This window comes from Marivirga harenae (assembly GCF_030534335.1).
Lineage (GTDB): Bacteria > Bacteroidota > Bacteroidia > Cytophagales > Cyclobacteriaceae > Marivirga > Marivirga harenae.
The window spans coordinates 2,503,703-2,529,058 of the sequence record NZ_CP130565.1; the positions used below are offsets into that span (position 1 = coordinate 2,503,703).

Sequence of the window (25,356 nt, forward strand, 5' to 3'; positions counted from 1 at the left end):
CTTATTTAATTTCAATTGGTTGGATAAAAGTATAGTAAATAATCAGCATTTTAAAGATATCTTGCTCAGCTTGATATTTGGATTGCTTTCCACCCTTCTGAGCTTAGTTAAATTTAATATCCCTGGTTTTACTGCCGCAATCAGCAGTTTGAATGAAATCCCATTGTTAATTAGTGTATTTTATATCACTAATCCTATCTATCTAATTATCACTGTTGTAATTTCCGCTTTAGCAACCCCTGAGCAAGGTTCTATCTACTCCACCATCTTAATGCATTCGGGTGGGTTGGCTTTTTTTGGTGTTTTTTATCACTTGGTCATTAAGCAATATTCTGATTATGTATTAAAGAGTATTTTTTTCTGTTCAATAGGAATCATCATCTATTACGCTGTTTTTTTAATACCTATTTTTATTGTTACGAATCAAGCATTAGGATTGAACAATACCCCTTTTACAACTTTTTATGATGAATTGAGACGATCTCTCTACTTTGAGTTCATAACATCTTTACTTGTAGTGACTTTATTTTTGGTTCAATTCAATTATGGTAAAAAACTAAAAAAATACTCTACAAGCTTGGAAGAATTAGTAAGTGAAAGGACAGAGGAATTACGAAGTACTGTAGACGAACTAAATCATGCCAATGAAGAGCTTACATCTATGAACGATGGCTTGGATTTAATGGTCAAAAATCGAACTACTGAGTTGGAGGAAAGAAACTATCAACTCACGGAATATGCATTTATCAATTCACATTTACTTCGTGCGCCACTTGCTAGAATCTTAGGTCTGACGGATTTGATAAGGATGGAATCTACCGATCCTAAGACTCAAGATTTGATGGATAAATTATTTAATTCCTGCGAAGAGTTAGACGAAATCATTAGATTAATGAGCACGCAGCTATCTGATGGCAGTATTTTGAGCTCCGAGCAAAAAGAAGATTTGAAGAATAAGATTAATGAGATAATAGCTCAACGCGATAATTTTAATTAGAGAAGGAGACGAGATTTCGATTAGGAATTTTATTCATTCCTTATCTTATCTTCAATTCAGGATTTATTTACCATAGTCGAAGCAGCTTGAGCTGTAGGGAAAATCAAAACATCAGCCAAATTTACATGTGCAGGTCGAGTAGCCATAAATAATATCAAATCTGCTATGTCTTCAGCCTTTAGAGCGTCAAAGCCTTCATAAACTGATTTTGAGCGATCTTCATCTCCTTTAAATCTTACCAGTGAGAACTCGGTTTCAACTAAACCCGGAGCTACCTGAGAAACTTTGATTCCATATTTATTTAAATCCATTCTCATGGAACTGTTCAAAGCATCTACCGCATGTTTAGAGGCACAATACACATTTCCATTAGGATAAGTCTCTTTTCCAGCAACAGATCCAATATTGATAATATGTCCCGATTTTTGTGCAATCATTTTATTGATAATAGGTTGGGATACATATAAAAGACCTTTAACGTTAATATCAATCATCGCTTCCCAATCTTCCATACTTCCATTTTCAATTGATGCCAAACCATGTGCGTTTCCAGCATTGTTAATCAGTAAGTCTATATTTTGCCACTCTGACGGTAGGCTTTCAATCGCATCTACTACAGCTTTTTGGTTGCGGACGTCAAAATTCAGCGTATGGATTTCAGTATGTTTTTCTAGATCTTTTTTTAATTCATCTAGTCTCTCTTGCCGTCTGCCAGTTGCAATAATTCTATATCCATTTTCACCTAAAAGTACGGCAGTAGAATGACCAATACCTGAAGTTGCGCCTGTTATAAATGCTGTTTTTTTCATAATAAATTATGTGTTATATAAATTCTCTCACAGAAAACACAGAAGCTCACAGAAAGAGTTTTAAGACTTAAATATAGGAAATGGATATGAGATGCAATAATCTGTCAATAATTAATTATTCTTACCCAGCTTTCATTATTAACTAGCTTTGTTATATTTATGGGAAGCTAAAATCCATTTTCTTTCTGTGCATTTTCTGTCTCCTGTGAGCTTCATCTTCTCCCCAAAACAAAGCGATCCTTCTCCTGCATATCCTTTTTAATTACTATCTCTTTAAAGCCGCAATCTCCCATTATTGCTTTTACCTCTTTACCAAATAGCTCATTAATCTCGAAATACAATTCACCCCCTAATATTAAATTATTATATGCCAATTGAGCAATTCTCTCATAAAAAATCAAAGCATCGTGGTCAGGTACAAAAAGCGCTGTAGTAGGATCATGGTCGTAGACTTTAGCCTCCATTTCTGCCTTTTCCTTCTCCATTACGTAAGGCGGATTGCTTACCCAAATATTGGCTTTTGGTAAATTGGGCTCTTCTGTTAAAATATCAGCTTGAATGAAACTTACTTGAGCGTGGTTTAGGTCTGCATTTCTTTTAGCAGTTGCCAATGCGGCTGAGCTAATGTCTATTCCGTACACTTCACAATGTTTCCTTTCTTTTGCTATTGTAATAGGAATAATACCACTTCCAGTACCAACATCTACTATAAGTTGTTCGCTTAAATCAGAATGTCTTTCCAAAATTAGATGGACTAACTCTTCTGTTTCCCTTCTGGGAATCAGTACATTAGGATTTACCAAAAATTGTCTTCCATAAAACTCAACCTTTCCCAAAATATGTTGAATAGGTTGCCCGCTTTTCAGCTGGTCGAGCATAGACTTTAATTTTTCATCTGTTTCACTACTAATATCAATTTCTTTTTCCACCAATACATCCATTCTTGAAATATGAAACAGTTGTTCGAGGATTAACAAAGTTATGGCCTCTGCTTCACCTTGTGCTTCAAATTCAGCAATTGGAGTTTTTATATTTTCAAATAATTGTTTGCTAGTCATTTCAGAATGCTTTCCTCAAAGTTCATGATTTTTTATTTAGTTTTGCCAATGATGAGCAAACAAGATGAACATTTTATGCAACGAGCCTTGCAATTGGCTTCTTACGGTAAATCAACTGTAAGCCCCAATCCGATGGTGGGTTGTGTAATTGTGTTGAAGGGTAGAGTAATTGGAGAAGGTTGGCATCAAAAAGCAGGAGAACCTCATGCAGAAGTTTTAGCCATTCGATCTGTGAAAGATCAGGAATTATTGAAATCAGCCACTGCTTATGTTACGCTGGAACCTTGTGCTCATTATGGCAAAACACCACCTTGTGCGGAATTATTAGTAGAGAAACAGCTGAAAAAAGTAGTGATTGGCGCTGTTGATCCTAATCCCTTGGTGGCAGGTAAAGGAATTGAAATTCTTGAAAAAGCAGGAATTCAGGTCGAAGCAGGTGTTTTGGAGCAAGAGTGTCTGGAGATAAATAAAGCATTTTTCACTTTCATGCAGAAAGAAAGACCTTTTATAGTTTTGAAGTGGGCTGAAACTGCAGATGGATTTGTAGCAAGAGAGAATTTTGACTCCAAATGGATCAGTAATGCGCTATCTCGTCAAATGGTTCATAAATGGCGTACAGAACTTGATGCTATTTTGGTAGGGAAAAATACGGTCAAATTTGATGATCCTCAATTGACAGCTAGAGATTGGTCAGGTAAAAATCCCGTTCGATTAGTTATTGATCATCAATTAGCTTTAAGGGATAAGCTGAAAATTTTTGATAAAAACCAAAAAACAATTCTTTTTCATACTAAATCTGAAAAGAGGAATTTGAATGGAGTTGATGCAATTCAGTTGGGACAAGAAAATTTTTTAAATGAAATGATGGGATATCTCTTTCAGCAACAGTTTCAATCAGTTTTAGTAGAAGGAGGAGCACAAACTTTGCAGGCTTTCATTGACGCAGATCTTTGGGATGAAGCAAGAGTTTTTAAAGCTACAGTTAATTTTCAAAAAGGAATTCAATCCCCTCAACTAAATAATCATAAGCTCGTTTCCCAAAAAAATATCAGGGATAAAAAGCAAACAGATTTCTTAAGTATTTATCAAAATAAATAATCTATAATCTTTAATCTAGAATCCATAAATCTCATAATATGTCAGAGTCATTATTAATAGATGTGAACGCATCCAAAGAAGAAAAATACAAGGCATTAATTCCACAAATAAATGCTTTAGTGGATGGCGAAGAAGATGTGGTGGCAAATTTGGCTAATATAACTGCTGCCCTTAAAGAAGCTTTCGGTTACTTTTGGATTGGGTTTTACATTGTAAAAAATGGAGAATTAGTGTTGGGGCCATTCCAAGGGCCTATAGCTTGTACTCGCATTCAAAAAGGAAAGGGGGTTTGCGGATCGGTTTGGGCAGAAGGTAAAACTTTGGTGATTCCAGATGTGGAAGCTTTCCCTGGACATATTGCCTGCAGTTCAGCTTCTAAGTCTGAAATAGTAGTCCCTGCATTTAAAGATCAAGAGGTAGCTATGGTTTTAGACATTGACAGTGATGAGCTTAATACTTTTGATGAAATCGATCAGAAATATTTGGAAGAATTAATGAAGTCTGTTTCTAAATTTTTATAAGCCGTTGTAATGAATACCGATAAAGCATCCATAGGACATTTTTTTCAAGAGCTCCAAGCCAATATTTGCGATCAAATTTCAGCTACCGATGGAAAAGGTAAATTTGAAATAGATGAGTGGAGCCATGCGAAAGGCGGTGGAGGAAAGTCTAGGTTATTGCAAGAGGGAAATATACTCGAAAAAGCAGGAGTGAATTTTTCAGCGGTTGAAGGTCCAGCTCCAGAAGGGTTGTTGAAAACCCTAGAAATTGATGCTGAAAATGATGATGAATTGAGCTTTTTCGCCACGGGAGTTTCCATTGTAATGCATCCATTTAGCCCCATGGTACCTATCATTCATATGAATGTGCGCTATTTCGAATTTAGCAATGGTACTTATTGGTTCGGAGGAGGAATTGACCTTACGCCCCATATTATTGATCAATCTCAAGCGCAATATTTCCATCAGGAAATTAAGAAAGTCTGTGACAAACATGATGTTGATTATTATCCGAAATTCAAGAAATGGGCAGATGACTATTTTTATTTACCGCATCGAAATGAGACCCGTGGGGTAGGAGGCATTTTCTTTGATCGCCTAGTGGAAAATGAAAAACATAGTAAGGAAGATGTTTTTGCCTTTGTTCAAGATGTAGGCAATCTGTTTGCTCCTGTTTACAGTCATTTGATGGAAATCAATAAAGAAAAAAGCTTTTCTGAACAACATAAGAAATGGCAGTACTTAAGAAGAGGAAGATATGTGGAGTTTAATTTAGTTTGGGACAGAGGAACTAAATTCGGTCTGCAAACCAACGGAAGAACAGAATCCATTCTCATGAGCATGCCGCCCCAAGCCAATTGGGCATATGATTACCAAGCAGAAAAGGATTTTGAGATAGAAACTATGGCTTTATTAAAGAAAGAGGTAGATTGGGTCAATATTCAATAGATTCTTTTTAGGTCATTTCTAAGTTTAGCATTAATTTTCCTCAAATTTTTACAGAATGATAGAATCATTGATAGAACTCGATCAACAATTATTCCTTTGGCTTAATGGGCTTCATGCTGATTGGTTAGATCCTATCATGCTTTTTATTACCAAGCGAAACCCATGGATTCCTTTGTATGCCCTTATTTTGTTTCTTGTTATCAGAAAATTGAAATGGCAAAGTTGGTCTATGATATTGGCTTTTGCATTACTAATAACCTTAGCAGATCAGGCAGCATCCGGTTTTTTTAAACCTTTCTTTGAGAGATTGCGGCCTTGTCATGATCCCGCCATTCAAGGACTTGTTCATATGGTTAAAGGTTGTGGAGGACAATATGGATTTGCTTCCAGTCATGCCTCTAATACTTTTGCTTTGGCTTTTTTCCTGTGGTTTATCTATAGAAATAGTTATGCAAAAATTATGATAGCTTGGGCTGTGGTGGTTTCATATTCCCGAATTTATGTGGGAGTTCACTATCCGGGAGACATCATTATGGGAGCGATTTTAGGGGTGTTGGCGGCAATAGTCACCTTCCAACTATACAAAAGAATTTTCCCTAATCACTTAGAGAAAATTCATGGTATTGTATAAAGCCTCTTTGTAGGAAGCGCCAATCGGGATCGCCTTGACTTTAATATGAACAGTCAAATCTTCTATATGATCTATTTTTTCTATGTTGACTATAAAAGATCTATGTACTCGCACAAATCGATGAACGGGTAATTTTTTCTCAACTCCTTTCATGGTGTGATGTACAATATATTTCTTAGCCTCAGTATTAATTACAACATAATCAGCTAAAGCCTCAACAAAGAGTATGTCCTGTAGTCTTAAATGGACAATTTTCCCATCACTTTTGATGAAAATATGCTCTATTATATTCTTTTTCTTACGGAAGGCTTCAATGTTTCTTTGCGCCTTGTTGATGGCTTGAACAAATCTTTCATACTCAAATGGTTTAACAAGATAGTCAGTTACTTTTTGCTCGAAGGCATCAACCGCGTAGCTATCATTTGCAGTCACAAGAATGACCTCGTAACCATTATTTAATCGTTGAGTTAACTCAATGCCAGTCATTTCAGGCATTTGCACGTCAAGAAATATAATATCTACCTCATGTTCTTCTAATAAATCAAGAGCACTATTAGCATTCTCAGCCTCGGTAACTAATTTTAGGCCATTAGTTTCCTTGATTTGTTTGGCAATATATTGTCTGAAAATGGGATCGTCATCCACTATCATGCAATTCAATTCTGAAGCCATATTGTAATTGGTTAGTTGGTTTTATTTATTAGTTTATGTACATATTTCCCAATTATATCGAATTCTAAGTTCACTTCATCGTTTTTTTTCATTTTTTTGAAGTTTGTGTGTTCAAAAGTATAGGGAATTATGGCAATACTAAATTTTTCATCTGTCACATCAAAACAAGTTAGACTGACACCATTTATGCAAATGGACCCTTTTTCTACCAATACATTTTCAGAAGAATCATAAGAAAAGGTAAATATCCAACTCCCATCTTCATCATTAATACTGAGACATTTTCCCTTTCCATCGACATGCCCTTGAACGATATGGCCATCCAATCTGCCGTTCATGATCATGCAGCGTTCCAAGTTCACAAAATCTCCTTTTTGAAGATTTCCAATTGAAGATTTTTTAAGCGTCTCATCTACTGCAACCACTGTGTGTGCATCTGGATGCAATTCCGTTACTGTTAAGCAAACACCATTGTGGGAAATACTTTGATCTATTTTTAATTCACTAGAGATATCGCTTTTGACCGTCAGAATTAAATTGCTATTCTCTTTATCTGCTGATACTATTTCTCCTAATGATTCAATAATTCCTGTAAACATATTTTAATATTAAGTAAAAGTAAATGATTTGAAAAACACCGTTTGCTTCAATTGGTTTAGATAAATCAATAAAAAGACTAATTCATTTTATTCCTTTTAATTAAGAACTCAGCCAAAACTTTTTGAATATTGTCATTGATGTCCACTCTGGTTAAGTCAACTTTATACTGATGGCACTTCAATGCAATCTGTTTATAGTAGTCCTCCACTTTTTCGTGATAGGTTTCCTTGATTTGCGAAGGATTTAGCTTCAGCTTTTGGCCAGTTTCTAAATCTTCTATAACATAAGGGCGATCTTCCAAATCAAAATCCAATTCAGTAGAAGGTTCATTTACCTGAAAAAACAGAACTTCGTGTTTGCGATGTTTGATATGTTGAATGGATTTAAAAAACTCTTCTAGTTGCTCCGACTTTGTCATGAGGTCACTAAAAATGATTACCAAAGACCTTTTATGGATTTTTTCAGCTACGATATGCAGACTTTGACTGATTTCTGTGCTTTTGTGCTGTTGGGTCTGTTGTAATATGTTCTGCAAATGAACAAATAGGTTTTGCAGATGTGCCCTCGTTGATTTTGCTTCAGTAAATACATCTATTTTATCTGAAAAGCTGATCAAGCCCACTGCATCTCTTTGTCTCTGTAATAAGTACGCCAAGGTTGAAGCGGCCAAAATGCTAAATCTGATCTTCCCGTTATTTTGAGTCGGGTAATACATAGAAGAACTATTGTCCAATAAAATATAGGCTCTAAGATTGGTTTCCTCATCATACCTTTTGGTGTAAAGCCGATCAGTTTTAGCATAAACCTTCCAGTCAATATGACGAGTGCTTTCCCCAGTATTGTATAATCTATGTTCAGCAAACTCAACCGAGAATCCATGGAAAGGAGATTTGTGCATCCCAGTAATAAATCCTTCAACCAATTGCTTGGCCAATAAATCCAATGATGGAATTTCAGGAAGGTTTTCTAATGATATGTCCATAAATATTATATACTTATTTATTTAAAGTTATGTTTTGGCAATTTAATAAGGGCAATTTGCAAAAGTGTAAGGCATTGTACTATATTTAAGCCAAATAATTAAAAACAACATTTAGATAGATTAGTGAAAGAGTTTATGGAAAGAGAACAGGAAGAATTATTTTCGAAGAGAGTAAGGGCTGGAAAAAGAACTTATTTCTTTGATGTAAGAACAACAAAAGCCAACGATTATTATTTGACCATTACCGAAAGCAAAAGGAAACCCAAAGATGATGGATTTACTTTTGAGAAGCACAAAATATTCTTGTACAAGGAAGATTTTAATAAATTCGTTAATGCTTTAGGCGAAACAGTAGACCATATCAAAACCGATTTAATGCCTGAATTCGACTTCACTCAGTTTGACAGAGATGAAGATGATGAAGAAATGAGCTGGGATTGATGTCAATTAAGAAGTTTATATAATTTTAAAGCTCCTTCAATTACAGGGGCTTTAATTCATTTTTTTTGGATTGAATTATTTTTTTTAATCAAAAACAAGGATTTATAAAATCTAAGTCAGAACTTTGTAATTCAATAAAGAATTTGAATTTTCTGACCTTGAATTAATGTATAAATCCATAATCCGACCTCTATTATTTCAACTATCTGCTGAAAAAGCCCATCATCTTACCTTTTCGTTAACAAAACTCCTTTTCAATTTTCCTGGAGTAAAGTCTTTAAATAGAAGTTTATTTCAAGTAAAATCACCAAAGCTTGAGCAAGAATTATTTGGTTTAAAATTTCCCAATCCTGTGGGGCTAGCAGCAGGTTTCGATAAGGATGCTAAGTTAATTGATGAATTGGCTTCCTTGGGATTTGGCTTTATTGAAATAGGAACCATAACTCCTAAAGCTCAATCCGGTAATCCGAAACCGCGCTTGTTTCGCCTGACGGAAGATCATGGTATAATTAACAGAATGGGTTTTAATAACCAGGGGATTGAACAAGCTATCGAAAGATTGAAGAAACGCAAAAGCGATATCATCATTGGTGGAAATATTGGTAAAAATAAAGTTACTGCTAATGAGGAAGCATTTAATGATTATGAAAAGTGCTTTCTTCAACTTTATCCTTATGTAGATTACTTTGTGGTGAATGTAAGTTCTCCCAATACTCCCGGATTAAGAGAGCTACAGGAGAAAGAGCCATTGATGCAATTGTTAAATCATTTGATGGAATTAAATCAGAAGCAAACAAAAGCTAAGCCTATTTTATTAAAGATTGCTCCTGACTTAACGGATCAACAGTTGGACGATATAATTGAAATTGTTAGGGAAACAAAAATTGCTGGAGTAATAGCCACGAATACTACTATCAGTAGAGATGGGTTGAAATCTCCCGCAAATAAAGTAAATGAAATTGGAAATGGTGGATTGAGTGGGAAACCTCTCGGAAAAAGGGCAACTGAAGTTATTAGATATCTTAGTAGAAAATCAAGTCAAGCTTTCCCTATTATTGGTGTTGGAGGTATCATGTCGGCCGAAGATGCACTCGAAAAATTAGATGCTGGAGCCAGTTTAGTACAACTTTATACAGGCTTTATTTATGAAGGGCCACGTTTAGTAAAGAATATCAATCAAGCACTTCTTAAGCGATCAGACGCTTGATTTTTACATAGCTGATTGCAGATGAGAAATAAATTCAGCATTTTACAGTCAAAAACTGACTATTATGGAACAAAGCGCTGTAACTGCAATATTTTTACCTTTGGCCTTGGGGATTATTATGCTTGGAATGGGCATGACCCTAACACCCAGCGATTTTAAAAAAATAGCGCTTTATCCAAAAGCGGCAGTGATTGGCTTAGTTTGCCAATTAATACTTCTACCCTTAATAGGTTTCGGATTGGCCGCTTTAATGTTTACAATACCCGAGCTAGCAGTTGGATTAATACTAATTTCACTTTGTCCGGGAGGAGCTACCTCAAATCTCATTTCTCATTTAGCTAAGGCGGATTTAGCATTATCCATAAGTTTAACGGCCATCAGCAGTATCATTACTAATTTCAGTATTCCGATTCTGTTAAACATTGCATTAGCGTATTATATGACAGAAGAGAAGGCAATATCACTTCCATTTTTCAAAACCTTTATTCAAATATTTTTAGTGACCATTTTCCCTGTCATAATTGGAATGGTCATCAAGAAAAAACGTCCTCGTTTTGCAGTTAAGTCTGAAAAGGCGATGAATATAATTTCAACTTTTTTCTTTGTTCTTATTTTATTGGCGGCAATATTGAAAGAGAGGGAGAGTATTATTCCCTACTTTGAGCAGGCTGGTGTTGCAGCAATCATATTGAATATAACGGCATTGTTAATGGGCTTTGTTTTAGGTAAATTATTTGGCTTAAACAAGAGACAAAGAAGCTCCATCGCCATTGAAACAGGGATTCAAAACGGAACTTTGGCAATTGCGTTGGCTTTAAGCCCAGCGATTTTAAATAATACACAAATGGCGGTGCCAGCCGCCATTTACAGCTTATTGATGTTTGTGACCGCTGCTGTAGTTATAATGATTTCTAAAAAACAAAACTCACAAGAGGCTTTAAAAGAATTATCTTTATCATAAATATAAACTTATCAAACATGACTAAAAAAATCTGGATTATTGGAGCTTTATTGGTAAGCTCTTTTTATGTGCTTGCCCAAGAAGAGGCTGATTTAGTGAAAAATACTATTAAAAAAAGTACTATTAAAGGACATATATATTTTCTGGCTTCAGATGAATTAGCAGGAAGAGAAACAGGAACTCCCGGAATAGATGTTGCAGCACGCTATATTTCTACTACTTTTCAAAGATACGGGGTCTCACCGGTTAAAGGAGCAACAGAAGGCTATTTTCAGGAAGTGCCTTTGGTGCAAAAAATTGCTCCAGATGCTTACGCACTTCAAATCGGAAGTGAGTCAGTTTTAGAAGAAGATTTAATAAGGGTAGAAGGTTCAGATGTAAATATAAATTCTGATTATGTTTTTTTGAATTACGGAACAGAAGAAGACTTTGAAAAGGATAATCTTGAAGGGAAAATTGCAGTAGTTTTGGCTGGCCAAGAGGATAATCAACATTATAGATTTGTCTACCAGGCCAGTGGCAAAAAATCAGGATTGGCCAAGGAAGCAGGAGCAATCGGAATAGTGGAATTACATACTGAAAACCCAGATAACTGGAAGACTTTTCAAAGTTTCATGGGTAGAGGATCATCGCTCGGGTTTGCATCTCAAGAAACAGAAGAAAGTTTTTTTAAGCTGTGGGTAAATGATACCAATAAAAAATGGTTAGAAAAGCTTGATAAAAGAAAAAAGCCGGAATTGAGCATTACCATTGGGAAATCAATGCAATTGCCAGTTCCTTCTAAAAACGTGGTAGGGATGGTTGAAGGAACTGATCCTGAGCTTAAAGATGAATTCATAATTTACTCAGCTCATTATGATCACTTGGGTATTGGGAAATCTAATGCTGAAGGAGATTCTATTTACAATGGTGCCCGCGATAATGCTGTAGGAGTCGTTACTGTGATGAGTGCTGCTGAAAGCATTGCCAAGAATCCGACTAAGCGTTCTGCTTTGTTTATTTTATTTACTGCAGAGGAAAAGGGCTTGTTGGGTAGCAGATACTATGTGGAAAATCCTTTAATTCCATTAGATCAAATGGTTTATTGCTTCAATAGTGATAATGGAGGCTATAATGATACCAGTTTAACCACGATAATTGGATTGGGAAGAACTACAGCTGGAAAACATATTAAAAAGGCTTCAGAGGCCTTTGGTTTGAAAGCTATTGATGATCCTGCTGGAGAGCAAGGGCTGTTTGACAGAAGTGACAATGTTAATTTTGCCAGAAAAGGTATTCCTGCCCCAACCTTTAGTTTGGGTTTTACTGCTTTTGATGCAGAAATCGGTAAATATTACCATCAGCAATCTGACAATCCTGAAAGCATAGACTATGATTATATGGAGCAGTTTTTCAGAGCTTTTGTTCTATCGGCTCGACTGATTGCAAATGATGAGGAAACTCCTTTCTGGACTGAGGGCGATAAATATTATGAAGCAGGTAAGTCGCTTTATGGTAAATAATAAATGCAATAACTTCCTGAATGAAAATTTCAGGAAGTTATTCTATTTCAAATTCAAATACCCATCTATAATAATCTTTCAAATTGTTGTCCCCAATACTGCCTCTTTCTATAATCTCCACAGTTTGAGACCCCTTGAAACCTTCTTTAGCCCTGAATCTAAATAGCAATTCTTTTTCTATTAATTTTATCTCACTGATTTGATATTTTTTAGCTTGTTTTCTAATACTACGCCCACCTTCTGCAGGAAAAGTACTACCAAAGCTATATTCATATAATTCAGTTCCCTCAAGTGTGACTTTAATAACTTCAGTTTCAATATCGCTGTCTATACTTTCTTCTTTACAACTAATAAAAAATAAGGAAAGGGAGACAATCAATAATTTAAGTTTCATCTTATTATTTTTAAATAATCTATTTCACTCTGATTTCAAATACCCATTTTTGGTAATCCGTGAAATTTCCGTCTCCAGGACTACCAAACAATACAATTTCTACTGTTTCAGTTCCTTTAAATCCTTCTTTAGCTTGATAGTGGTATGTTGCCCAATTGATTTCACTTTTCTGAAAATTTTGTGCTTGTTTCCGTATGTCATAACCACCTTCAACCGGTCGAGTATCGCCAAATTTATACTCATATAATTCTGTTCCATCTAATGTTACTTTGATAACGTCAGTATCTAAATCGCTTTTCATTTCTTCTTTACAACTAAGGAAAGATAACAAAATCATCGAAAATATTATGCAGTTTTTCATATAAATAGGACACATTTCCGCATCAAAAGGTTGCTTACTACCCTTATGACAATAATTGTAACTACCGTTACAAACAAAGCCTAACCAAAAACCGTATCTTTGTACAAATAATGTTCAATTTTTTAAATAATAATTATGAACCACAAAAATATTAGTGCAGAAGAATTTGATAAGCTTTCAAAAGAGACAAACACGGAAATAATTGATGTTCGTTCTCCAGAAGAAGAAGCGGAAGGATTTATAGAAGGTGCTAAGGTGATTAATATCATGGGCCCGTCATTTGCAGAGGACATCAAGGCATTGGATAGAGATAAAACGTATTTAGTGTATTGCAGAAGTGGAAACAGAAGCAGTACTGCTTGTGGTTTTATGGCTAGTAATGGCTTCGATAAATTATTCAATTTGGATGGCGGAATCCAGGCTTGGAACCAGTATAAAAAGTGAAGTGAGATGGAATCATTATTAGTTAAAAACGTAAAATGTGGAGGGTGTGCAGATGCTATCAAAAATGGCTTAGGCGAATTAGAAGGAGTTGAAGTAAAAAGTATAGATATTTCAACAGGTAAGCTCGAGTATAGTAGCAATGGTAACACTCCAATATCTACGGTCAAAGAAAAATTGGATATTTTAGGATATCCAGTAAATGAATAACATGGGAAGTTTTGGAGATTTAATTAAGAGTGAAACACCTGTCTTGGTCGATTTTTATGCCGACTGGTGTGGTCCATGTAAAATGATGGCTCCTTATTTAAAAGAGGTGGCTCAGAAAATGAAGGGAAAAGTCAAAGTGATCAAAGTGGACGTGGATAAAAATCAACAGGCTTCTCAAAAGTATAAAGTTCAAAGTATTCCCACTTTGATTTTGTTTCAAAATGGTCAAATCAAGTGGAGACAGGCGGGAGTCGTTGATCCTAATACAATCATATCACAAATTGATCAATTAAGTAATCGAAATGAAAAATAATAAATTAGTATTGCCTATTTTGGCAGTTTTGACTTTAGGATTAGCTCCATATTTCCCAGAACCTCATTTCTTTGGTAAACTTCGCTGGATTTTAGGTGGAGGAGAAGGCATGCAAGCGGGCGATTATTTCGATTTGCTAATGCATGGGGCTCCGTGGCTGTTTTTAGTATATCGTTTGGTAGAAATGTTTATAAAGTCTATAAACAAACAAAATTCATAGTACAAACCTGTCAGGTTTAAATATCTTAGAATGTGACATTCTCCATAGTTTCATAATTTGGACAATCGAAAACCTGACAGGTTTTATTAGATTTCGATATATTGAAAATTGTACTAAACAGTTTCCAAGAAAGTCCTAAAGGAAACACACTTGTTTTGAAATTTTTTGTAATGCTCATCTCTCAATCTTGGAGCATCTTCTGTCATATATTTCTCAAGCTTTTCAAGTTCATCAGTGAAATACTGCACGGCATAAGTTTCACCCTCATTCTCGGTTTCGTTTAATAAGCGAAGTATTTTATGTTCGTGAAAAAATCCAGTAGCTAAAATGTCTGGAATATGGACTTCTTTCATCCATGAAAGCCAGCTTGATTCTACCTCTTTCTCTACATTTATTGTAACATTATAAATAATCATGGCGTTTGTCAGATTTTTTTTACAAATTTGACACATTGTTATTGAATCTTAAAACATTTTCAATGACATGTGGTTATTTTTTTTACTTATCAATCCGCAATATTAATAAAAATACAAATATACTTTAATTTAAACAGGTAAGTAGAAAGGAGAGAAGCAACGTGAGCAGTTATTCAATTAAAGATTTAGAACACTTATCAGGCATTAAAGCCCATACGCTAAGAATATGGGAGCAGCGCTATAATTTCATAGAGCCGAAAAGAACCGATACCAACATTCGTTACTACAGTGATGATGATTTAAAATTGGTTCTAAACATTAGCACACTCAAAGAGAACGGGTACAAAATATCCAAAATTGCTAAAATGAATGAAGAGGAGCTCAGTCAGGAGGTCCTCAAGATTGCAGAAACCAATCTGAGATTTCCAGATCAAATTAACTCACTTACTCTGAGTATGATTGATATGGATGAAGATAGGTTTGAAAGTATCTTAAACAATAATATTTTGAAGTATGGTTTCGAAAGGACTATGCTGAATATCATCTATCCTTTTTTGGCTAAAATAGGAATGCTTTGGCAAACGGGTAGTATTCTACCAGCCCAGGAGCATTTCATTTCTAACCTAATTCGTCAAAAAATGACAGTGGCTATTGATGGACAATATGTTACAGAACGAGAGTCAAAAGGGAAATGGTTATTATATTTGCCTGAGGGTGAATTACATGAACTTTCGTTAATGTTTGCCGCTTTCTTATTAAGAGCTAGAAAGTTTAAAGTGATCTATTTAGGGCAGAATTTACCTAAAGCAGATTTATACTCTGTTAAGGAAATACACGAACCAGATTATGTTCTGACAATTTGTACGGCAGCACCGAAAAAATCGGAAGTGCAGGAATATATAGATGAAGTTGCAGATTTGTTTAGTAGTGCCACCATGTTTGTAGGGGGATTTCAAGTAATAGGACAAGATATTAAGAGAAAGAAGAATGTTGAGTTTATTATGAAAATGGAGGATCTAATTGATTTTATCAACGAGAAAGATATCGAGCTTAGTCCGAAAAGACCTGAAGGACAGAAGAATATGAGGTACGAATAAAATTCTTATTGACTTATCATTTACAAGCTACCCTATGGGGTGGCTTTTTTTATGCTCAATATTTAATACCTGTGCGTGATATTATTTTCTTAAACACTCATTTGAATCACTGTTTTATTTATTATTGATTTATTTTAGATATTTGTTCAACATAAGTTAAACTTTTATAATTTATGTCGATACATTTAAAATATGCCTTTAAGGGTATTTGGAGCGTATTTGAATCTATTTTTGATATAACCGGTATCAAAATGTTTAATGTAGAAGAAAAAAAATTAAACAAAAGATTTGGTTATTGTTTAATTAAAGTATAGATTTGTTAAACAACATTAAACACTGACAATCATGACAGCATTAGAATTTGGTTACGCGATTAACAACATGACAAAATCCATGAAACCGTTCGCTTTAAGGTTGACGAAAGACATGGAGCAGGCAAATGATTTAATTCAGGAAACTGTATTAAAAGCATTTTCAAACAGAGAAAAGTTTTCTGAAGGGACTAACTTGAAAGCATGGTTGTTTACTATAATGAAAAATACATTCATTACTAATTACCAGAGAATGGTGAGAAGAAAGACTTTCATTGATACTACCGAAAATTTGCACTTCATTAATTCCACTGAAAATATTGCTCAAAATTCGGCCTATGGCTCATTTGCCATGGCAGACATCGTAAGCCAAATTTCAAAATTAGATGATGTTTATAAAGATCCATTCATGATGCATTTTAGAGGTTTTAAATATCATGAAATAGCAGAGAAATTAGAAATTCCGATAGGAACTGTGAAAAATAGAATCCATATTGCCAGAAAAGAGTTAAAAGATGCATTAAAGATTTATGCATAATTTGAAAAGTTAATGGCAAATAAAAAGATAGTAGTAATTGGTTCTGGTTTTGCAGGTTTATCTACTGCAACTTACCTTGCCAATGAGGGCTGTGATGTAACAGTCTTAGAAAAAAATAAGGATTTAGGAGGGAGAGCCCGTCAGTTCAAAGCTGAGGGCTTTACTTTTGATATGGGTCCAAGCTGGTATTGGATGCCCGATGTATTTGAAAAATATTTTGAGACTTTTGGAAAGAAAGTATCAGATTATTACGATCTCCAAAGACTAGACCCATCTTATCATGTAGTTTTCGGAAAAGATGATATTTTAAAAGTGCCTGCCAATATGCAGGAATTCAAAAATATGCTGGAAACACTCGAGGAGGGAAGTGGTGCACAACTCGATAGATTCCTGAAACAAGCTGCCTATAAGTATGAAAAAGGAATAAATGACTTGGTCTATAAACCGGGACGCTCCTTGACCGAATTTATGAGTCTGAAGTTACTTCTTGATATGCTGAGAATGGATATTTTTTCTTCCATATATAGCCATGTGAGAAAATTCTTCAAAAACGATAGGATTATCCGTTTAATGGAATTCCCAATTTTGTTTTTGGGTGCTCTTCCTGAAAATACCCCAGCATTATACAGTTTAATGAATTATGCTGACATCAGTCTTGGAACTTGGTATCCAAAGGGCGGAATGCATAAGATTGTGGAAGGAATGGTGAAGTTGGCTGAAGAAAAGGGAGTTACTTTCATTACTGATCAAGAGGTTATATCTGTAGATTGTGAAGGAAAGTTGGCCAAAAGAGTTGTAACCAAAAATGCCACTTATGAGGCAGATGTTGTCGTTTCTTCTGCTGACTATGAACATACTGATCAATCCATACTTCCAGAGAATTTCAGGAATTACGATACTAAGTATTGGGAAAATAGAACCATGGCTCCTTCGTCTTTGATATTCTATTTGGGAGTTGATAAGAAAGTTGCAGGATTAGTCCATCATAATTTATTCTTCGATCATGATTTTGGTCCTCACGCAAAGGAAATTTATGAAACACCAGGGTGGCCTGAAGCTCCATTATTTTATGTTAGTGCACCTTCCAAAACGGACCATACCGTTGCACCTGAAGGCAAGGAAAATTTATTTATTTTAATGCCTGTGGCTCCCGGTCTTGAAGATAATGAGGAAATTAGAGACAAGTATTATGAGCTTATTATGGATAGAATGGAGAAAATATTAGGAGAAGACATTAAGAAATATGTAACTTATAAGCGTAGTTATGCTCATAATGATTTTATCGATGATTATCATTCATTTAAAGGGAATGCATATGGCTTAGCGAATACTTTAAAGCAAACGGCAATCTTGAAGCCTGCTTTAAAAAATAAAAAGCTGAAAAACTTTTATTATGCAGGTCAGTTAACTGTGCCTGGTCCAGGAGTTCCACCGTCTTTGATTTCTGGTCAAGTTGTAGGAAAAGAGGTGATGAAAGATTTAAATAAGATGTAAAGGCATGAATGCTAAAGAACTATTTAATCAAACTACTTTTGAATGTAGTAAGCTGATTACTAACCGTTACAGCACATCCTTTAGTTTAGGTATTAAAAGCCTTGATAAAAAATTTCATTATCCCATTTATGCTATCTATGGTTTTGTGAGATATGCAGATGAAATTGTAGATACATTCCATGAAAAAGACAAAGCTGCTCTATTACAAGATTTTAAGAAGCAAACTTATGAAGCGATTGAGCAGCAAATCAGCTTAAACCCTGTTTTACATTGCTTTCAAATGGTAGTGAATGAGTATCAAATTGACCATTTACTTATTGAGGCTTTTTTGCATAGCATGGAGATGGATTTGCAAGATATTGATTATCAGCAATCTTCATATGAGGAATATATTTACGGCTCTGCTGAAGTGGTCGGTTTGATGTGTTTAAAAATCTTCTGCGATGGAAATGAAGAGGAATATCAACAGTTATTACCACCGGCCAAAAGTTTAGGGTCTGCTTTCCAAAAGGTAAATTTCTTGAGAGATATTAAGTCTGATTATTATGAAAGAGGGAGGGTGTACTTTCCTGGAGTAGATTTCAACGACTTTTCGGTTTCCCATAAGGAAAAAATTGAAGATGATATTCAAAAAGATTTCGACCACGCTTATGAGGGTATCGTAAAACTTCCTAGAGGCGCAAGATGGGGCGTGTATTTAGCGTATACTTATTATTTGAAGTTATTTGATAAAATTAAGCGTTTTCCACCTAACAAAATATTGGAAGAAAGAGTTAGAGTTCCTGATTCCAAAAAACTATTTCTGTTGTTAGGTAGTTATCTTAAACATCAGTTCAATACGCTTTAAACAATAGCTCATGATGAACCTAAACGTTAAAATCGATAATAGCTCAGGATTCTGTTTTGGTGTAGTTTATGCCATCGAAATGGCTGAAGATATGCTCGATGAGCAGGGTTACCTATATTGCTTGGGCGATATCGTGCATAATGATGAAGAAGTAAAAAGACTGGAAGCTAAGGGTCTTAAAATTATAGATCGTGAAGCTTTAAAAGATTTACACGGTGAAAAGGTGTTGATTAGAGCTCATGGTGAACCTCCATCGACTTATAAATTAGCTATTGAAAATAACCTGACTTTGGTGGATGCTTCATGTCCGGTTGTTTTGAAATTGCAAAATAGGATAAAAAACTCATTTGATAAAAAGGAGCAAATTTATATTTACGGAAAGCATGGCCATGCGGAGGTAGAAGGTCTTTTGGGTCAAACAAACCAAGAGGCTGTTGTTTTTCAAGATATAAATGAATTAGATATTGACAGCCTGCCAAGGGAAATGACTTTATACAGTCAAACCACTAAAAGCACAGACAATTTTTACAAAATTAAAGAAACTTTAACCGAAGCGGGTATCAGTGTAAATGCTAATGATACGATTTGCCGTCAGGTTTCTAATAGAGATAAAGAATTAAGATCTTTTGCTGGAGAATTTGATAAAGTTGTCTTTGTTTCGGGAACCAAATCATCCAACGGAAAGGTTTTGTATAATGTGTGTAAGGACAAAAATCCTAACACTTATTTCATCTCCAATATTACTGAATTAGATAAGGACTGGTTTTCAGAGAATGATTCAGTTGGTATTTGCGGAGCTACTTCCACTCCTATGTGGTTAATGGAACAAGTTCGAGATGAATTATCAAAATTATAATCCAAATTATTTAATTTGCATTCATGTTAGAAGTATTAACTATTTTATTTTATGCCTTCTTGGTAGTAGGAACTTTCTTCTTTATGGAAGCAGTAGCTTGGTTTACTCATAAATATATCATGCACGGATTTTTGTGGACGTGGCATAAGTCTCACCATAAAGTTCATAATCATAAATTGGAAAGAAACGATTTGTTTGCGGTCGTTTTTAGCGTCCCTTCAGCAGGGCTCATTATGGCAGGAATTGAATTTCCACAGCTAAGATGGCTCTTATTTGTAGGAATTGGAGTAGCTTGTTATGGTGTTTTTTATGTCTTATTTCATGATATTTTGGTCCACAGAAGAGTTAAACTAAAATTTAAAGCTGAAAATTCATATCTTAAAAGAATGATGCGAGCCCATTACATCCATCATGAAGTGCACACGAAGGAAGGAGCCGAAGCTTTTGGCTTTCTCTACGCCCCTAAAAAATATGAGCCTAAAGAACAGAAAAGTAAGGCTTGATCTGATCTAGAATTTTGCTCTGATCGTTCTGGTTACATATGAGTGCTAGTTAGGAAATATTGAAAATATTGCTGAACGTAATATTGGTTTTATATTAGGAATTATGAAGTTTATAAACTTTATTACTGTGGTGAACTTTATGAAGTTCATTTATCGTTGGCAAGGAACTAGGACGACCACTTCCGAGGAAGTCGGAAGAGCGGGAGGGAGGAAAGTTTAGAGAGCCAGTGTTGGGATTGTGGAGTGAAGCATTAAACTTTCTTGATTTTTTGTTTCTTTTTGATTAAGCAAATAGAAAGTTAGAAATCAATCTGTACATCAATAAATTAAAGTCCTAAACAACTATAAATAATATCTTAGATCAATAAAGAATCCCTAATCCAACATCTCCTCCTTCAACTTCTCCCAATCATCATTTTTATATTTTTTATAGCAGTGCTGGTGATAGCCATCTAGTTTTATTAATGAATCAAATAATTTCACTTTTTCTGTCTTATTTAAATTACCGACTAAATGCTGACTGACTTCGTTGGCTCTAGTCATTACAATGAAACTAGCAGTTTTCCCAGTCTCAGTAAGTTTCAAATCTTTACTTCTTTTGTCTTTTTCGTTGGGCCTCTCCTCTAAAATTCCATTGCTCACTAGTCGTTTTATATTTTCAAAAATTGTAGTTTTTTCTTGTAGTGAATGATTAGCCACTTCAGATTTACTGCAGCCTTCGTGGCTCATCACATATAATGCAATTCCAAATTCAGTTAAATTGTGTATAGGTTGATTTGCAAATGCCTTCTTCTCCCAAATTTGTGTAAAACTCATCATTCTACCCCAAACCCACCCGATGTATTCATCTGGAGACTTTGCCGGAAATGGAAATGGCATTTTATCTCTCATTTGAGTTAATTCGTCTTTGTTATTGTCCCTATTTACATTACTTGATAGGGTTTTTCCGAACTCACTGAAATCACCATTCGGATTCTTTTTGAGGAATTCCGTATACATTTCCAACAGTTTAATTCCATTCTCTAACATTTTCCGAAAAATTTTGTATTAATATTAAAACAACTTTGTAGCATAATTGTTATGGATTTGTAATAATATTAAATCGTAAACTGGATATACAAAATGAAACGTTACATTTTTGGGTTAATAGGTACTGCTATATTTTTTTTAATTGGTAATCAGCAAATTTTGGCACAAGGAACAGCAAGTTTTGGCGGTTATGTTCGAGATGCTAAAACCGAAGAGCCACTAATTGGAGCGACTGTGATAATAGAAGGAACCGAATTAGGTGCAGTGACCAATTTAGAAGGCTATTATGAAATCAAAAATATTGAGCCACAATCTTATACAGTTACTGCTTCTTATGTCGGATACGAAAAAGGCTCTAAATTCAATGTAACAGTGAGGTCAGGTGGTATTCCCAATGTCAATTTTGAGTTATCCGAAGATGTAGAACAATTAGAAGGCGTTACGGTTCGTGCTAATCCATTTAAGAAGAATGAGGAAACGCCTCTCTCTATACAGAAATTATCCCCAGAGGAAATAGCTACCTATCCAGGAGGAAATAATGATATTGCCAAAGTAGCACAATCCTTGCCTGGTGTTAGTGGTTCTGTTGGTGGATTTCGAAATGATATCATAATCCGAGGTGGTGCACCAAATGAAAATGTATATTATTTAGATGGAATTGAAATTCCTAATATCAATCACTTCAGTACGCAAGGAAGTGCAGGTGGGCCTGTTGGATTATTAAACGTATCATTTTTTGAGGGCGTTACCTTATCGTCCAGTGCCTTTGCAAGTCAGTATGATAATGTGCTTTCAGGGGTTTTACAGTTTGATCAAAGAGATGGAAATAGGAGAGAGTTTAGAAATAACTTCAGATTGAGTAGTAGTGAAGCTGCAGTAACCACTGAAGGTCCATTATTCAAGAAGAAAGATGAGGAGTCTAGCAATACCTCTTTTATTGCCTCTGTCAGAAGATCTTATCTACAATTATTATTTCAGGCCATTGATTTACCATTTTTACCAGATTATTGGGATTATCAATATAAAGTTACCCATAAATTTGATGATTATAATGAATTGATTTTTACAGGGGTGGGTTCTCTTGATGATTTAACTATTAATGCTCCAGACGATTTTGATGCTGAACAACAAGCGGTTCTTGATCAAATCCCGGTTATTCAGCAGTGGAGTACAACTTCGGGCTTAAGTTGGAAACGAAGGTTTAAAGATAATTCTGGTTTTATGACAACTGCGCTGAGTACCAATATTCTCAATAATCAATTTGATCAATATGAAGATAATGTAAATCAAGAAGGCTTGGTGTTTAGTAATAAATCCCAGGAACAAGAAGTGAAGCTCCGTTATAACCTGACTAAATTTGTTGAGGATTGGACTTTCAGCAGTGGATTTATAGTGCAAGAGGCTATTTATTCCAATAATTCAGAATTGGTAGATGAAAATCGAGGGTTTAGTTATGAGAACAGCTTAAATTTCACTCGCTATGGATTGAATGCGCAAGCGTCCAGAAATTTTGTAAGCGATAGGCTTGGCTTATCTGCTGGTTTTAGAGTGGATGGCAATACATTTACAGAAACAGGAAATGAGATTTACAGGACATTTAGCCCAAGGTTTTCCGCATCTTATACATTTGATGAAAAAAGAAAGTGGACATTAAATGCATCAGTCGGAAGATATTTCAAGATACCGCCATACACAATTTTAGGTTTTACTGATCAAAATGATAGCTATGCAAATCAAGATGCAGAATACATTCAAAGCGATCACTTAGTAGCTGGAATTGAGTATTTAGTTACACCATCTTCTCGCTTTAGTATCGAAGGCTTTTACAAAAAATATGATAACTATCCTGTATCAGTGGTGGATAGCGTATCCTTGGCAAATTTAGGAGGTGGCTTCTCGGTTTTAGGGAATGAAAATATTGAAAGCGTTGGCCTAGGAAGAACCTATGGGATGGAATTTTTATATCAAAGAAAGTTAACAAAAGACTTTTATGCTATTTTAGCTTATACGCTGTACAGAAGTGAATTTACAGGTTTTAATGAAGATGAATATTTGCGTTCTACTTGGGATAATCGAAATTTATTGACTTTCACAGGAGGTTATAAATTTGGAAATAACTGGGAACTTAGTGCAAGGGTACGGTACTTAGGTAGAACACCTGTTGCTCCAGTAGACCAGGCAGCTACTTTAAATTCTTATCCAAATATCATTAGGGACTATTCTCGACAAGGCGATTTATTATTAGATCCTTTCAATCAAACTGATATTAGAATCGATAAGAAATGGAATTTTGACAATTGGACCTTTAATGTTTTCTTGGAATTGCAAAATGCATTTGTTCAGGATTTACCCTCCGAACCGAGCTTTGGTCTACGAAGAAATGATGCTGGAGAGATTCAACAACCTAGGGAATTGGTAAGAATTGCAGATGTAAGCAACAGTTCCTTGTTACCTAATTTGGGGATTGTTATAGATTTTTAAAAGCTTTTATGAATTAAATCTTTCTTATTTTAAATTCTTTCAAATAATAGTTTAATTTTGGGGTTCTAAATTTATAGTCGATGAGCTCAGTAAAACAGTTCATTCTGATCTTTACAATCTTAAATTAAACTATCATTAAATGAAAATAGCAGTAGTAGGTACAGGTTATGTTGGTTTGGTAACAGGCACCTGTTTCGCGGAGACGGGCAATCATGTAACTTGTGTTGATATAGATGAAGCAAAGGTAAATAAATTACAATCCGGTAAAGTCACAATTTATGAACCAGGTCTGGAAGTAATCTTTGAGCGAAACGTTAAGCAGAAACGACTTGATTTTACGACTAACTTAGCTGAAGGTATCAAAGACGCTGAGGTTATATTCCTGGCATTACCAACTCCTCCAGGTGGTGATGGTGCTGCAGATTTGCGTTTTGTTTTAAAAGTAGCCGATGACTTAGGGCATATTCTACAAAAATATGCCGTGATAGTGGATAAAAGCACTGTACCTGTGGGCACGGCAGATAAAGTTCATGCTGCAATCGCTGAAAATGCCAAAGTTGATTTTGATGTGGTATCGAATCCCGAGTTCTTACGAGAGGGAGTAGCAGTAGATGATTTTATGAAGCCTGATCGTGTAGTGATTGGAACGCAATCCGAAAGAGCTACAAAGATAATGCAGAGGTTGTATGAGCCTTTGGTCCGTCAAGGAAATCCTATCATTTTCATGGATGAGAAATCTGCAGAGCTTACCAAATATGCAGCCAATTCATTTTTAGCTACCAAAATCACATTTATGAACGAAATTGCCAATCTCTGTGAAAGATTGGGTGCCAATGTGGATATGGTTCGTAAGGGAATTGGAACTGATACCAGAATTGGTAAAAGATTCCTTTTTGCAGGGATAGGATATGGTGGAAGTTGTTTTCCTAAGGATGTTCAGGCTTTGGCAAAATCAGCTAAAGATGCCAATTATGACTTCAAGATTTTGAATGCGGTGATGGACGTGAATACAACACAAAAAACACGTTTAATGGAAAATTTGAAGGGTTATTTTAAAAATGACCTAAAAGGAAAAACCATAGCTATGTGGGGGTTGGCCTTTAAACCTAATACTGATGACATCAGAGAAGCTCCTGCCTTGTATAACATAGAAGCTCTAGTGGAATCAGGTGCTAAAGTTCAAGCTTATGATCCGGAGGCCATGGAAAACGTAAAAGGGCAAATTGGTGATAAGATCACTTATGCAGATAACCCTTACGATGCCTTAAAAGGAGCAGATGCTTTAATGATTATGACTGAATGGCCAGTATTCAGGACTCCAGATTTTGATATAATAAAAAAGGAACTGAAAGAGCCGTTGATCTTGGACGGAAGGAATTTATATGATGTTGAGCAAATGAAAGAATTACAGTTCACATATTTCAGCATAGGAAGATAAA

At 35.2% G+C, this 25,356-nt stretch carries 30 protein-coding genes; 21 read left to right on the forward strand and 9 right to left on the reverse strand.

Annotated features, from left to right (window positions below; genetic code table 11):
- The first annotated feature begins 19 nt into the window (after positions 1 to 19).
- The gene (locus Q3Y49_RS10795) at positions 20 to 997 is read left to right on the forward strand and encodes a phytochrome family protein (RefSeq protein ID WP_303268164.1); all 978 of its coding nucleotides are present in this window, start codon (positions 20 to 22) and stop codon (positions 995 to 997) included.
- Between the two features lie 56 nt (positions 998 to 1,053).
- On the opposite strand, the gene Q3Y49_RS10800 is transcribed toward Q3Y49_RS10795, so the two are convergent.
- Both Q3Y49_RS10800 and prmC read right to left on the reverse strand, forming a co-directional pair.
- Positions 1,054 to 1,806 carry an SDR family NAD(P)-dependent oxidoreductase gene (locus tag Q3Y49_RS10800; RefSeq protein WP_303268165.1) on the reverse strand — a complete coding sequence of 251 codons (753 nt, stop codon included), beginning with the start codon at positions 1,804 to 1,806 and terminating at the stop codon, positions 1,054 to 1,056.
- Positions 1,807 to 2,018: 212 nt separating this feature from the next.
- Positions 2,019 to 2,864, reverse strand: a complete 846-nt coding sequence (gene prmC, locus Q3Y49_RS10805; protein WP_303268166.1) for a peptide chain release factor N(5)-glutamine methyltransferase — start codon at positions 2,862 to 2,864, stop codon at positions 2,019 to 2,021.
- 24 nt (positions 2,865 to 2,888) lie between these two features.
- Between prmC and ribD the strand changes: the two genes are divergently transcribed.
- From ribD to Q3Y49_RS10825, 4 genes are read left to right on the forward strand one after another with little or no spacing between them, the layout of a single operon-like run.
- Positions 2,889 to 3,962 carry a bifunctional diaminohydroxyphosphoribosylaminopyrimidine deaminase/5-amino-6-(5-phosphoribosylamino)uracil reductase RibD gene (gene ribD, locus Q3Y49_RS10810; protein ID WP_303268167.1) on the forward strand — a complete coding sequence of 358 codons (1,074 nt, stop codon included), beginning with the start codon at positions 2,889 to 2,891 and terminating at the stop codon, positions 3,960 to 3,962.
- 38 nt (positions 3,963 to 4,000) lie between these two features.
- Positions 4,001 to 4,483, forward strand: a complete 483-nt coding sequence (locus tag Q3Y49_RS10815) for a GAF domain-containing protein (RefSeq protein ID WP_303268168.1) — start codon at positions 4,001 to 4,003, stop codon at positions 4,481 to 4,483.
- Positions 4,484 to 4,492: 9 nt separating this feature from the next.
- Positions 4,493 to 5,410, forward strand: a complete 918-nt coding sequence (gene hemF, locus Q3Y49_RS10820; protein WP_303268169.1) for an oxygen-dependent coproporphyrinogen oxidase — start codon at positions 4,493 to 4,495, stop codon at positions 5,408 to 5,410.
- 55 nt (positions 5,411 to 5,465) lie between these two features.
- Positions 5,466 to 6,041, forward strand: coding sequence for a phosphatase PAP2 family protein (locus tag Q3Y49_RS10825; protein ID WP_303268170.1), 576 nt, complete (start codon positions 5,466 to 5,468; stop codon positions 6,039 to 6,041).
- On the opposite strand, the gene Q3Y49_RS10830 is transcribed toward Q3Y49_RS10825, so the two are convergent.
- From Q3Y49_RS10830 to Q3Y49_RS10840, 3 genes are all read right to left on the reverse strand, one after another.
- Positions 6,015 to 6,713: a LytR/AlgR family response regulator transcription factor gene (locus Q3Y49_RS10830; RefSeq protein WP_303268171.1), complete on the reverse strand. Its 699-nt coding sequence runs from the start codon at positions 6,711 to 6,713 to the stop codon at positions 6,015 to 6,017. The two genes, Q3Y49_RS10825 and Q3Y49_RS10830, sit on opposite strands and share 27 nt — an antisense overlap.
- 11 nt (positions 6,714 to 6,724) lie before the next feature.
- Positions 6,725 to 7,312 carry a riboflavin synthase gene (locus tag Q3Y49_RS10835; RefSeq protein ID WP_303268172.1) on the reverse strand — a complete coding sequence of 196 codons (588 nt, stop codon included), beginning with the start codon at positions 7,310 to 7,312 and terminating at the stop codon, positions 6,725 to 6,727.
- A gap of 77 nt (positions 7,313 to 7,389) precedes the next feature.
- Positions 7,390 to 8,295 (reverse strand): DUF58 domain-containing protein, encoded by a 906-nt coding sequence (locus Q3Y49_RS10840; protein WP_303268173.1) that lies wholly within the window; start codon positions 8,293 to 8,295, stop codon positions 7,390 to 7,392.
- A gap of 135 nt (positions 8,296 to 8,430) precedes the next feature.
- On the opposite strand from Q3Y49_RS10840, the gene Q3Y49_RS10845 reads away from it, so the two are divergent.
- From Q3Y49_RS10845 to Q3Y49_RS10860, 4 genes are all read left to right on the forward strand, one after another.
- On the forward strand, positions 8,431 to 8,736 hold the full coding sequence (locus Q3Y49_RS10845; RefSeq protein ID WP_303268174.1) for a DUF3276 family protein: 306 nt from the start codon (positions 8,431 to 8,433) through the stop codon (positions 8,734 to 8,736).
- 166 nt (positions 8,737 to 8,902) lie between these two features.
- A complete protein-coding gene (locus Q3Y49_RS10850) occupies positions 8,903 to 9,943 on the forward strand; it encodes a quinone-dependent dihydroorotate dehydrogenase (RefSeq protein WP_303268175.1) in 1,041 nt (346 codons plus the stop codon).
- Positions 9,944 to 10,007: 64 nt separating this feature from the next.
- Complete coding sequence (locus tag Q3Y49_RS10855) at positions 10,008 to 10,904, forward strand: bile acid:sodium symporter family protein (RefSeq protein WP_303268176.1); 897 nt, start codon at positions 10,008 to 10,010, stop codon at positions 10,902 to 10,904.
- Between the two features lie 17 nt (positions 10,905 to 10,921).
- On the forward strand, positions 10,922 to 12,406 hold the full coding sequence (locus Q3Y49_RS10860) for a M28 family peptidase (RefSeq protein ID WP_303268177.1): 1,485 nt from the start codon (positions 10,922 to 10,924) through the stop codon (positions 12,404 to 12,406).
- 37 nt (positions 12,407 to 12,443) lie between these two features.
- Here Q3Y49_RS10860 and Q3Y49_RS10865 read toward each other — a convergent pair whose 3' ends face one another.
- Together Q3Y49_RS10865 and Q3Y49_RS10870 are read right to left on the reverse strand one after the other, a co-directional pair.
- Complete coding sequence (locus Q3Y49_RS10865) at positions 12,444 to 12,800, reverse strand: hypothetical protein (RefSeq protein WP_303268178.1); 357 nt, start codon at positions 12,798 to 12,800, stop codon at positions 12,444 to 12,446.
- Positions 12,801 to 12,819: 19 nt separating this feature from the next.
- Positions 12,820 to 13,101 carry a hypothetical protein gene (locus Q3Y49_RS10870; RefSeq protein ID WP_303268179.1) on the reverse strand — a complete coding sequence of 94 codons (282 nt, stop codon included), beginning with the start codon at positions 13,099 to 13,101 and terminating at the stop codon, positions 12,820 to 12,822.
- Between the two features lie 195 nt (positions 13,102 to 13,296).
- Between Q3Y49_RS10870 and Q3Y49_RS10875 the strand changes: the two genes are divergently transcribed.
- The 4 genes from Q3Y49_RS10875 to Q3Y49_RS10890 are packed head-to-tail and all read left to right on the forward strand — an operon-like array spanning position 13,297 to position 14,345.
- Positions 13,297 to 13,605 (forward strand): rhodanese-like domain-containing protein, encoded by a 309-nt coding sequence (locus Q3Y49_RS10875; protein WP_303268180.1) that lies wholly within the window; start codon positions 13,297 to 13,299, stop codon positions 13,603 to 13,605.
- Positions 13,606 to 13,611: 6 nt separating this feature from the next.
- On the forward strand, positions 13,612 to 13,812 hold the full coding sequence (locus tag Q3Y49_RS10880; protein ID WP_303268181.1) for a heavy-metal-associated domain-containing protein: 201 nt from the start codon (positions 13,612 to 13,614) through the stop codon (positions 13,810 to 13,812).
- A 1-nt stretch (position 13,813) separates the two neighbouring features.
- Positions 13,814 to 14,125 (forward strand): thioredoxin, encoded by a 312-nt coding sequence (gene trxA, locus Q3Y49_RS10885; protein WP_303272103.1) that lies wholly within the window; start codon positions 13,814 to 13,816, stop codon positions 14,123 to 14,125.
- Positions 14,115 to 14,345 (forward strand): hypothetical protein, encoded by a 231-nt coding sequence (locus Q3Y49_RS10890; RefSeq protein ID WP_303268182.1) that lies wholly within the window; start codon positions 14,115 to 14,117, stop codon positions 14,343 to 14,345. Before trxA ends, Q3Y49_RS10890 begins: the two co-directional genes overlap by 11 nt.
- A 113-nt stretch (positions 14,346 to 14,458) precedes the next feature.
- Here Q3Y49_RS10890 and Q3Y49_RS10895 read toward each other — a convergent pair whose 3' ends face one another.
- The gene (locus Q3Y49_RS10895) at positions 14,459 to 14,761 is read right to left on the reverse strand and encodes a DUF4286 family protein (RefSeq protein WP_303268183.1); all 303 of its coding nucleotides are present in this window, start codon (positions 14,759 to 14,761) and stop codon (positions 14,459 to 14,461) included.
- 161 nt (positions 14,762 to 14,922) lie between these two features.
- Here Q3Y49_RS10895 and Q3Y49_RS10900 point away from each other — a divergent pair, with 161 nt between their 5' ends.
- From Q3Y49_RS10900 to Q3Y49_RS10925, 6 genes are all read left to right on the forward strand, one after another.
- On the forward strand, positions 14,923 to 15,858 hold the full coding sequence (locus Q3Y49_RS10900; protein WP_303268184.1) for a MerR family transcriptional regulator: 936 nt from the start codon (positions 14,923 to 14,925) through the stop codon (positions 15,856 to 15,858).
- A 345-nt stretch (positions 15,859 to 16,203) separates the two neighbouring features.
- Entirely contained in the window at positions 16,204 to 16,707 is a 504-nt protein-coding gene (locus tag Q3Y49_RS10905; RefSeq protein WP_303268185.1) for an RNA polymerase sigma factor, read from the forward strand.
- A gap of 12 nt (positions 16,708 to 16,719) precedes the next feature.
- Positions 16,720 to 18,201: a bifunctional phytoene desaturase/3,4-desaturase gene (gene crtID / locus Q3Y49_RS10910; protein ID WP_303268186.1), complete on the forward strand. Its 1,482-nt coding sequence runs from the start codon at positions 16,720 to 16,722 to the stop codon at positions 18,199 to 18,201.
- Between the two features lie 4 nt (positions 18,202 to 18,205).
- On the forward strand, positions 18,206 to 19,048 hold the full coding sequence (locus Q3Y49_RS10915) for a phytoene/squalene synthase family protein (RefSeq protein WP_303268187.1): 843 nt from the start codon (positions 18,206 to 18,208) through the stop codon (positions 19,046 to 19,048).
- A 10-nt stretch (positions 19,049 to 19,058) separates the two neighbouring features.
- A complete protein-coding gene (locus tag Q3Y49_RS10920) occupies positions 19,059 to 19,904 on the forward strand; it encodes a 4-hydroxy-3-methylbut-2-enyl diphosphate reductase (RefSeq protein ID WP_303268188.1) in 846 nt (281 codons plus the stop codon).
- Between the two features lie 23 nt (positions 19,905 to 19,927).
- Positions 19,928 to 20,407, forward strand: coding sequence for a sterol desaturase family protein (locus Q3Y49_RS10925; protein WP_303268189.1), 480 nt, complete (start codon positions 19,928 to 19,930; stop codon positions 20,405 to 20,407).
- Between the two features lie 375 nt (positions 20,408 to 20,782).
- Here the strand turns inward: Q3Y49_RS10925 and Q3Y49_RS10930 are convergent, their stop codons facing one another.
- A complete protein-coding gene (locus tag Q3Y49_RS10930) occupies positions 20,783 to 21,436 on the reverse strand; it encodes a MarR family winged helix-turn-helix transcriptional regulator (protein WP_303268190.1) in 654 nt (217 codons plus the stop codon).
- 93 nt (positions 21,437 to 21,529) lie between these two features.
- Between Q3Y49_RS10930 and Q3Y49_RS10935 the strand changes: the two genes are divergently transcribed.
- The gene (locus tag Q3Y49_RS10935; RefSeq protein WP_303268191.1) at positions 21,530 to 23,917 is read left to right on the forward strand and encodes a TonB-dependent receptor; all 2,388 of its coding nucleotides are present in this window, start codon (positions 21,530 to 21,532) and stop codon (positions 23,915 to 23,917) included.
- 139 nt (positions 23,918 to 24,056) lie between these two features.
- Positions 24,057 to 25,355, forward strand: a complete 1,299-nt coding sequence (locus Q3Y49_RS10940; RefSeq protein WP_303268192.1) for a UDP-glucose dehydrogenase family protein — start codon at positions 24,057 to 24,059, stop codon at positions 25,353 to 25,355.
- Position 25,356 lies beyond the last annotated feature (1 nt).

Excerpts from the sequence above, each read along its gene's own strand:
- Q3Y49_RS10800 (WP_303268165.1), bottom strand. The coding sequence starts at position 1,806 with ATGAAAAAAACAGCATTTATAACAGGCGCAACTTCAGGTATTGGTCAT.
- prmC (WP_303268166.1), bottom strand. The coding sequence starts at position 2,864 with ATGACTAGCAAACAATTATTTGAAAATATAAAAACTCCAATTGCTGAA.
- ribD (WP_303268167.1), top strand. The coding sequence starts at position 2,889 with ATGATTTTTTATTTAGTTTTGCCAATGATGAGCAAACAAGATGAACAT.
- Q3Y49_RS10815 (WP_303268168.1), top strand. The coding sequence starts at position 4,001 with ATGTCAGAGTCATTATTAATAGATGTGAACGCATCCAAAGAAGAAAAA.
- hemF (WP_303268169.1), top strand. The coding sequence starts at position 4,493 with ATGAATACCGATAAAGCATCCATAGGACATTTTTTTCAAGAGCTCCAA.
- Q3Y49_RS10825 (WP_303268170.1), top strand. The coding sequence starts at position 5,466 with ATGATAGAATCATTGATAGAACTCGATCAACAATTATTCCTTTGGCTT.
- Q3Y49_RS10830 (WP_303268171.1), bottom strand. The coding sequence starts at position 6,713 with ATGGCTTCAGAATTGAATTGCATGATAGTGGATGACGATCCCATTTTC.
- Q3Y49_RS10835 (WP_303268172.1), bottom strand. The coding sequence starts at position 7,312 with ATGTTTACAGGAATTATTGAATCATTAGGAGAAATAGTATCAGCAGAT.
- Q3Y49_RS10840 (WP_303268173.1), bottom strand. The coding sequence starts at position 8,295 with ATGGACATATCATTAGAAAACCTTCCTGAAATTCCATCATTGGATTTA.
- Q3Y49_RS10845 (WP_303268174.1), top strand. The coding sequence starts at position 8,431 with ATGGAAAGAGAACAGGAAGAATTATTTTCGAAGAGAGTAAGGGCTGGA.
- Q3Y49_RS10850 (WP_303268175.1), top strand. The coding sequence starts at position 8,903 with ATGTATAAATCCATAATCCGACCTCTATTATTTCAACTATCTGCTGAA.
- Q3Y49_RS10855 (WP_303268176.1), top strand. The coding sequence starts at position 10,008 with ATGGAACAAAGCGCTGTAACTGCAATATTTTTACCTTTGGCCTTGGGG.
- Q3Y49_RS10860 (WP_303268177.1), top strand. The coding sequence starts at position 10,922 with ATGACTAAAAAAATCTGGATTATTGGAGCTTTATTGGTAAGCTCTTTT.
- Q3Y49_RS10865 (WP_303268178.1), bottom strand. The coding sequence starts at position 12,800 with ATGAAACTTAAATTATTGATTGTCTCCCTTTCCTTATTTTTTATTAGT.
- Q3Y49_RS10870 (WP_303268179.1), bottom strand. The coding sequence starts at position 13,101 with ATGAAAAGCGATTTAGATACTGACGTTATCAAAGTAACATTAGATGGA.
- Q3Y49_RS10875 (WP_303268180.1), top strand. The coding sequence starts at position 13,297 with ATGAACCACAAAAATATTAGTGCAGAAGAATTTGATAAGCTTTCAAAA.
- Q3Y49_RS10880 (WP_303268181.1), top strand. The coding sequence starts at position 13,612 with ATGGAATCATTATTAGTTAAAAACGTAAAATGTGGAGGGTGTGCAGAT.
- trxA (WP_303272103.1), top strand. The coding sequence starts at position 13,814 with ATGGGAAGTTTTGGAGATTTAATTAAGAGTGAAACACCTGTCTTGGTC.
- Q3Y49_RS10890 (WP_303268182.1), top strand. The coding sequence starts at position 14,115 with ATGAAAAATAATAAATTAGTATTGCCTATTTTGGCAGTTTTGACTTTA.
- Q3Y49_RS10895 (WP_303268183.1), bottom strand. The coding sequence starts at position 14,761 with ATGATTATTTATAATGTTACAATAAATGTAGAGAAAGAGGTAGAATCA.
- Q3Y49_RS10905 (WP_303268185.1), top strand. The coding sequence starts at position 16,204 with ATGACAGCATTAGAATTTGGTTACGCGATTAACAACATGACAAAATCC.
- crtID (WP_303268186.1), top strand. The coding sequence starts at position 16,720 with ATGGCAAATAAAAAGATAGTAGTAATTGGTTCTGGTTTTGCAGGTTTA.
- Q3Y49_RS10915 (WP_303268187.1), top strand. The coding sequence starts at position 18,206 with ATGAATGCTAAAGAACTATTTAATCAAACTACTTTTGAATGTAGTAAG.
- Q3Y49_RS10920 (WP_303268188.1), top strand. The coding sequence starts at position 19,059 with ATGATGAACCTAAACGTTAAAATCGATAATAGCTCAGGATTCTGTTTT.
- Q3Y49_RS10925 (WP_303268189.1), top strand. The coding sequence starts at position 19,928 with ATGTTAGAAGTATTAACTATTTTATTTTATGCCTTCTTGGTAGTAGGA.
- Q3Y49_RS10930 (WP_303268190.1), bottom strand. The coding sequence starts at position 21,436 with ATGTTAGAGAATGGAATTAAACTGTTGGAAATGTATACGGAATTCCTC.
- Q3Y49_RS10935 (WP_303268191.1), top strand. The coding sequence starts at position 21,530 with ATGAAACGTTACATTTTTGGGTTAATAGGTACTGCTATATTTTTTTTA.
- Q3Y49_RS10940 (WP_303268192.1), top strand. The coding sequence starts at position 24,057 with ATGAAAATAGCAGTAGTAGGTACAGGTTATGTTGGTTTGGTAACAGGC.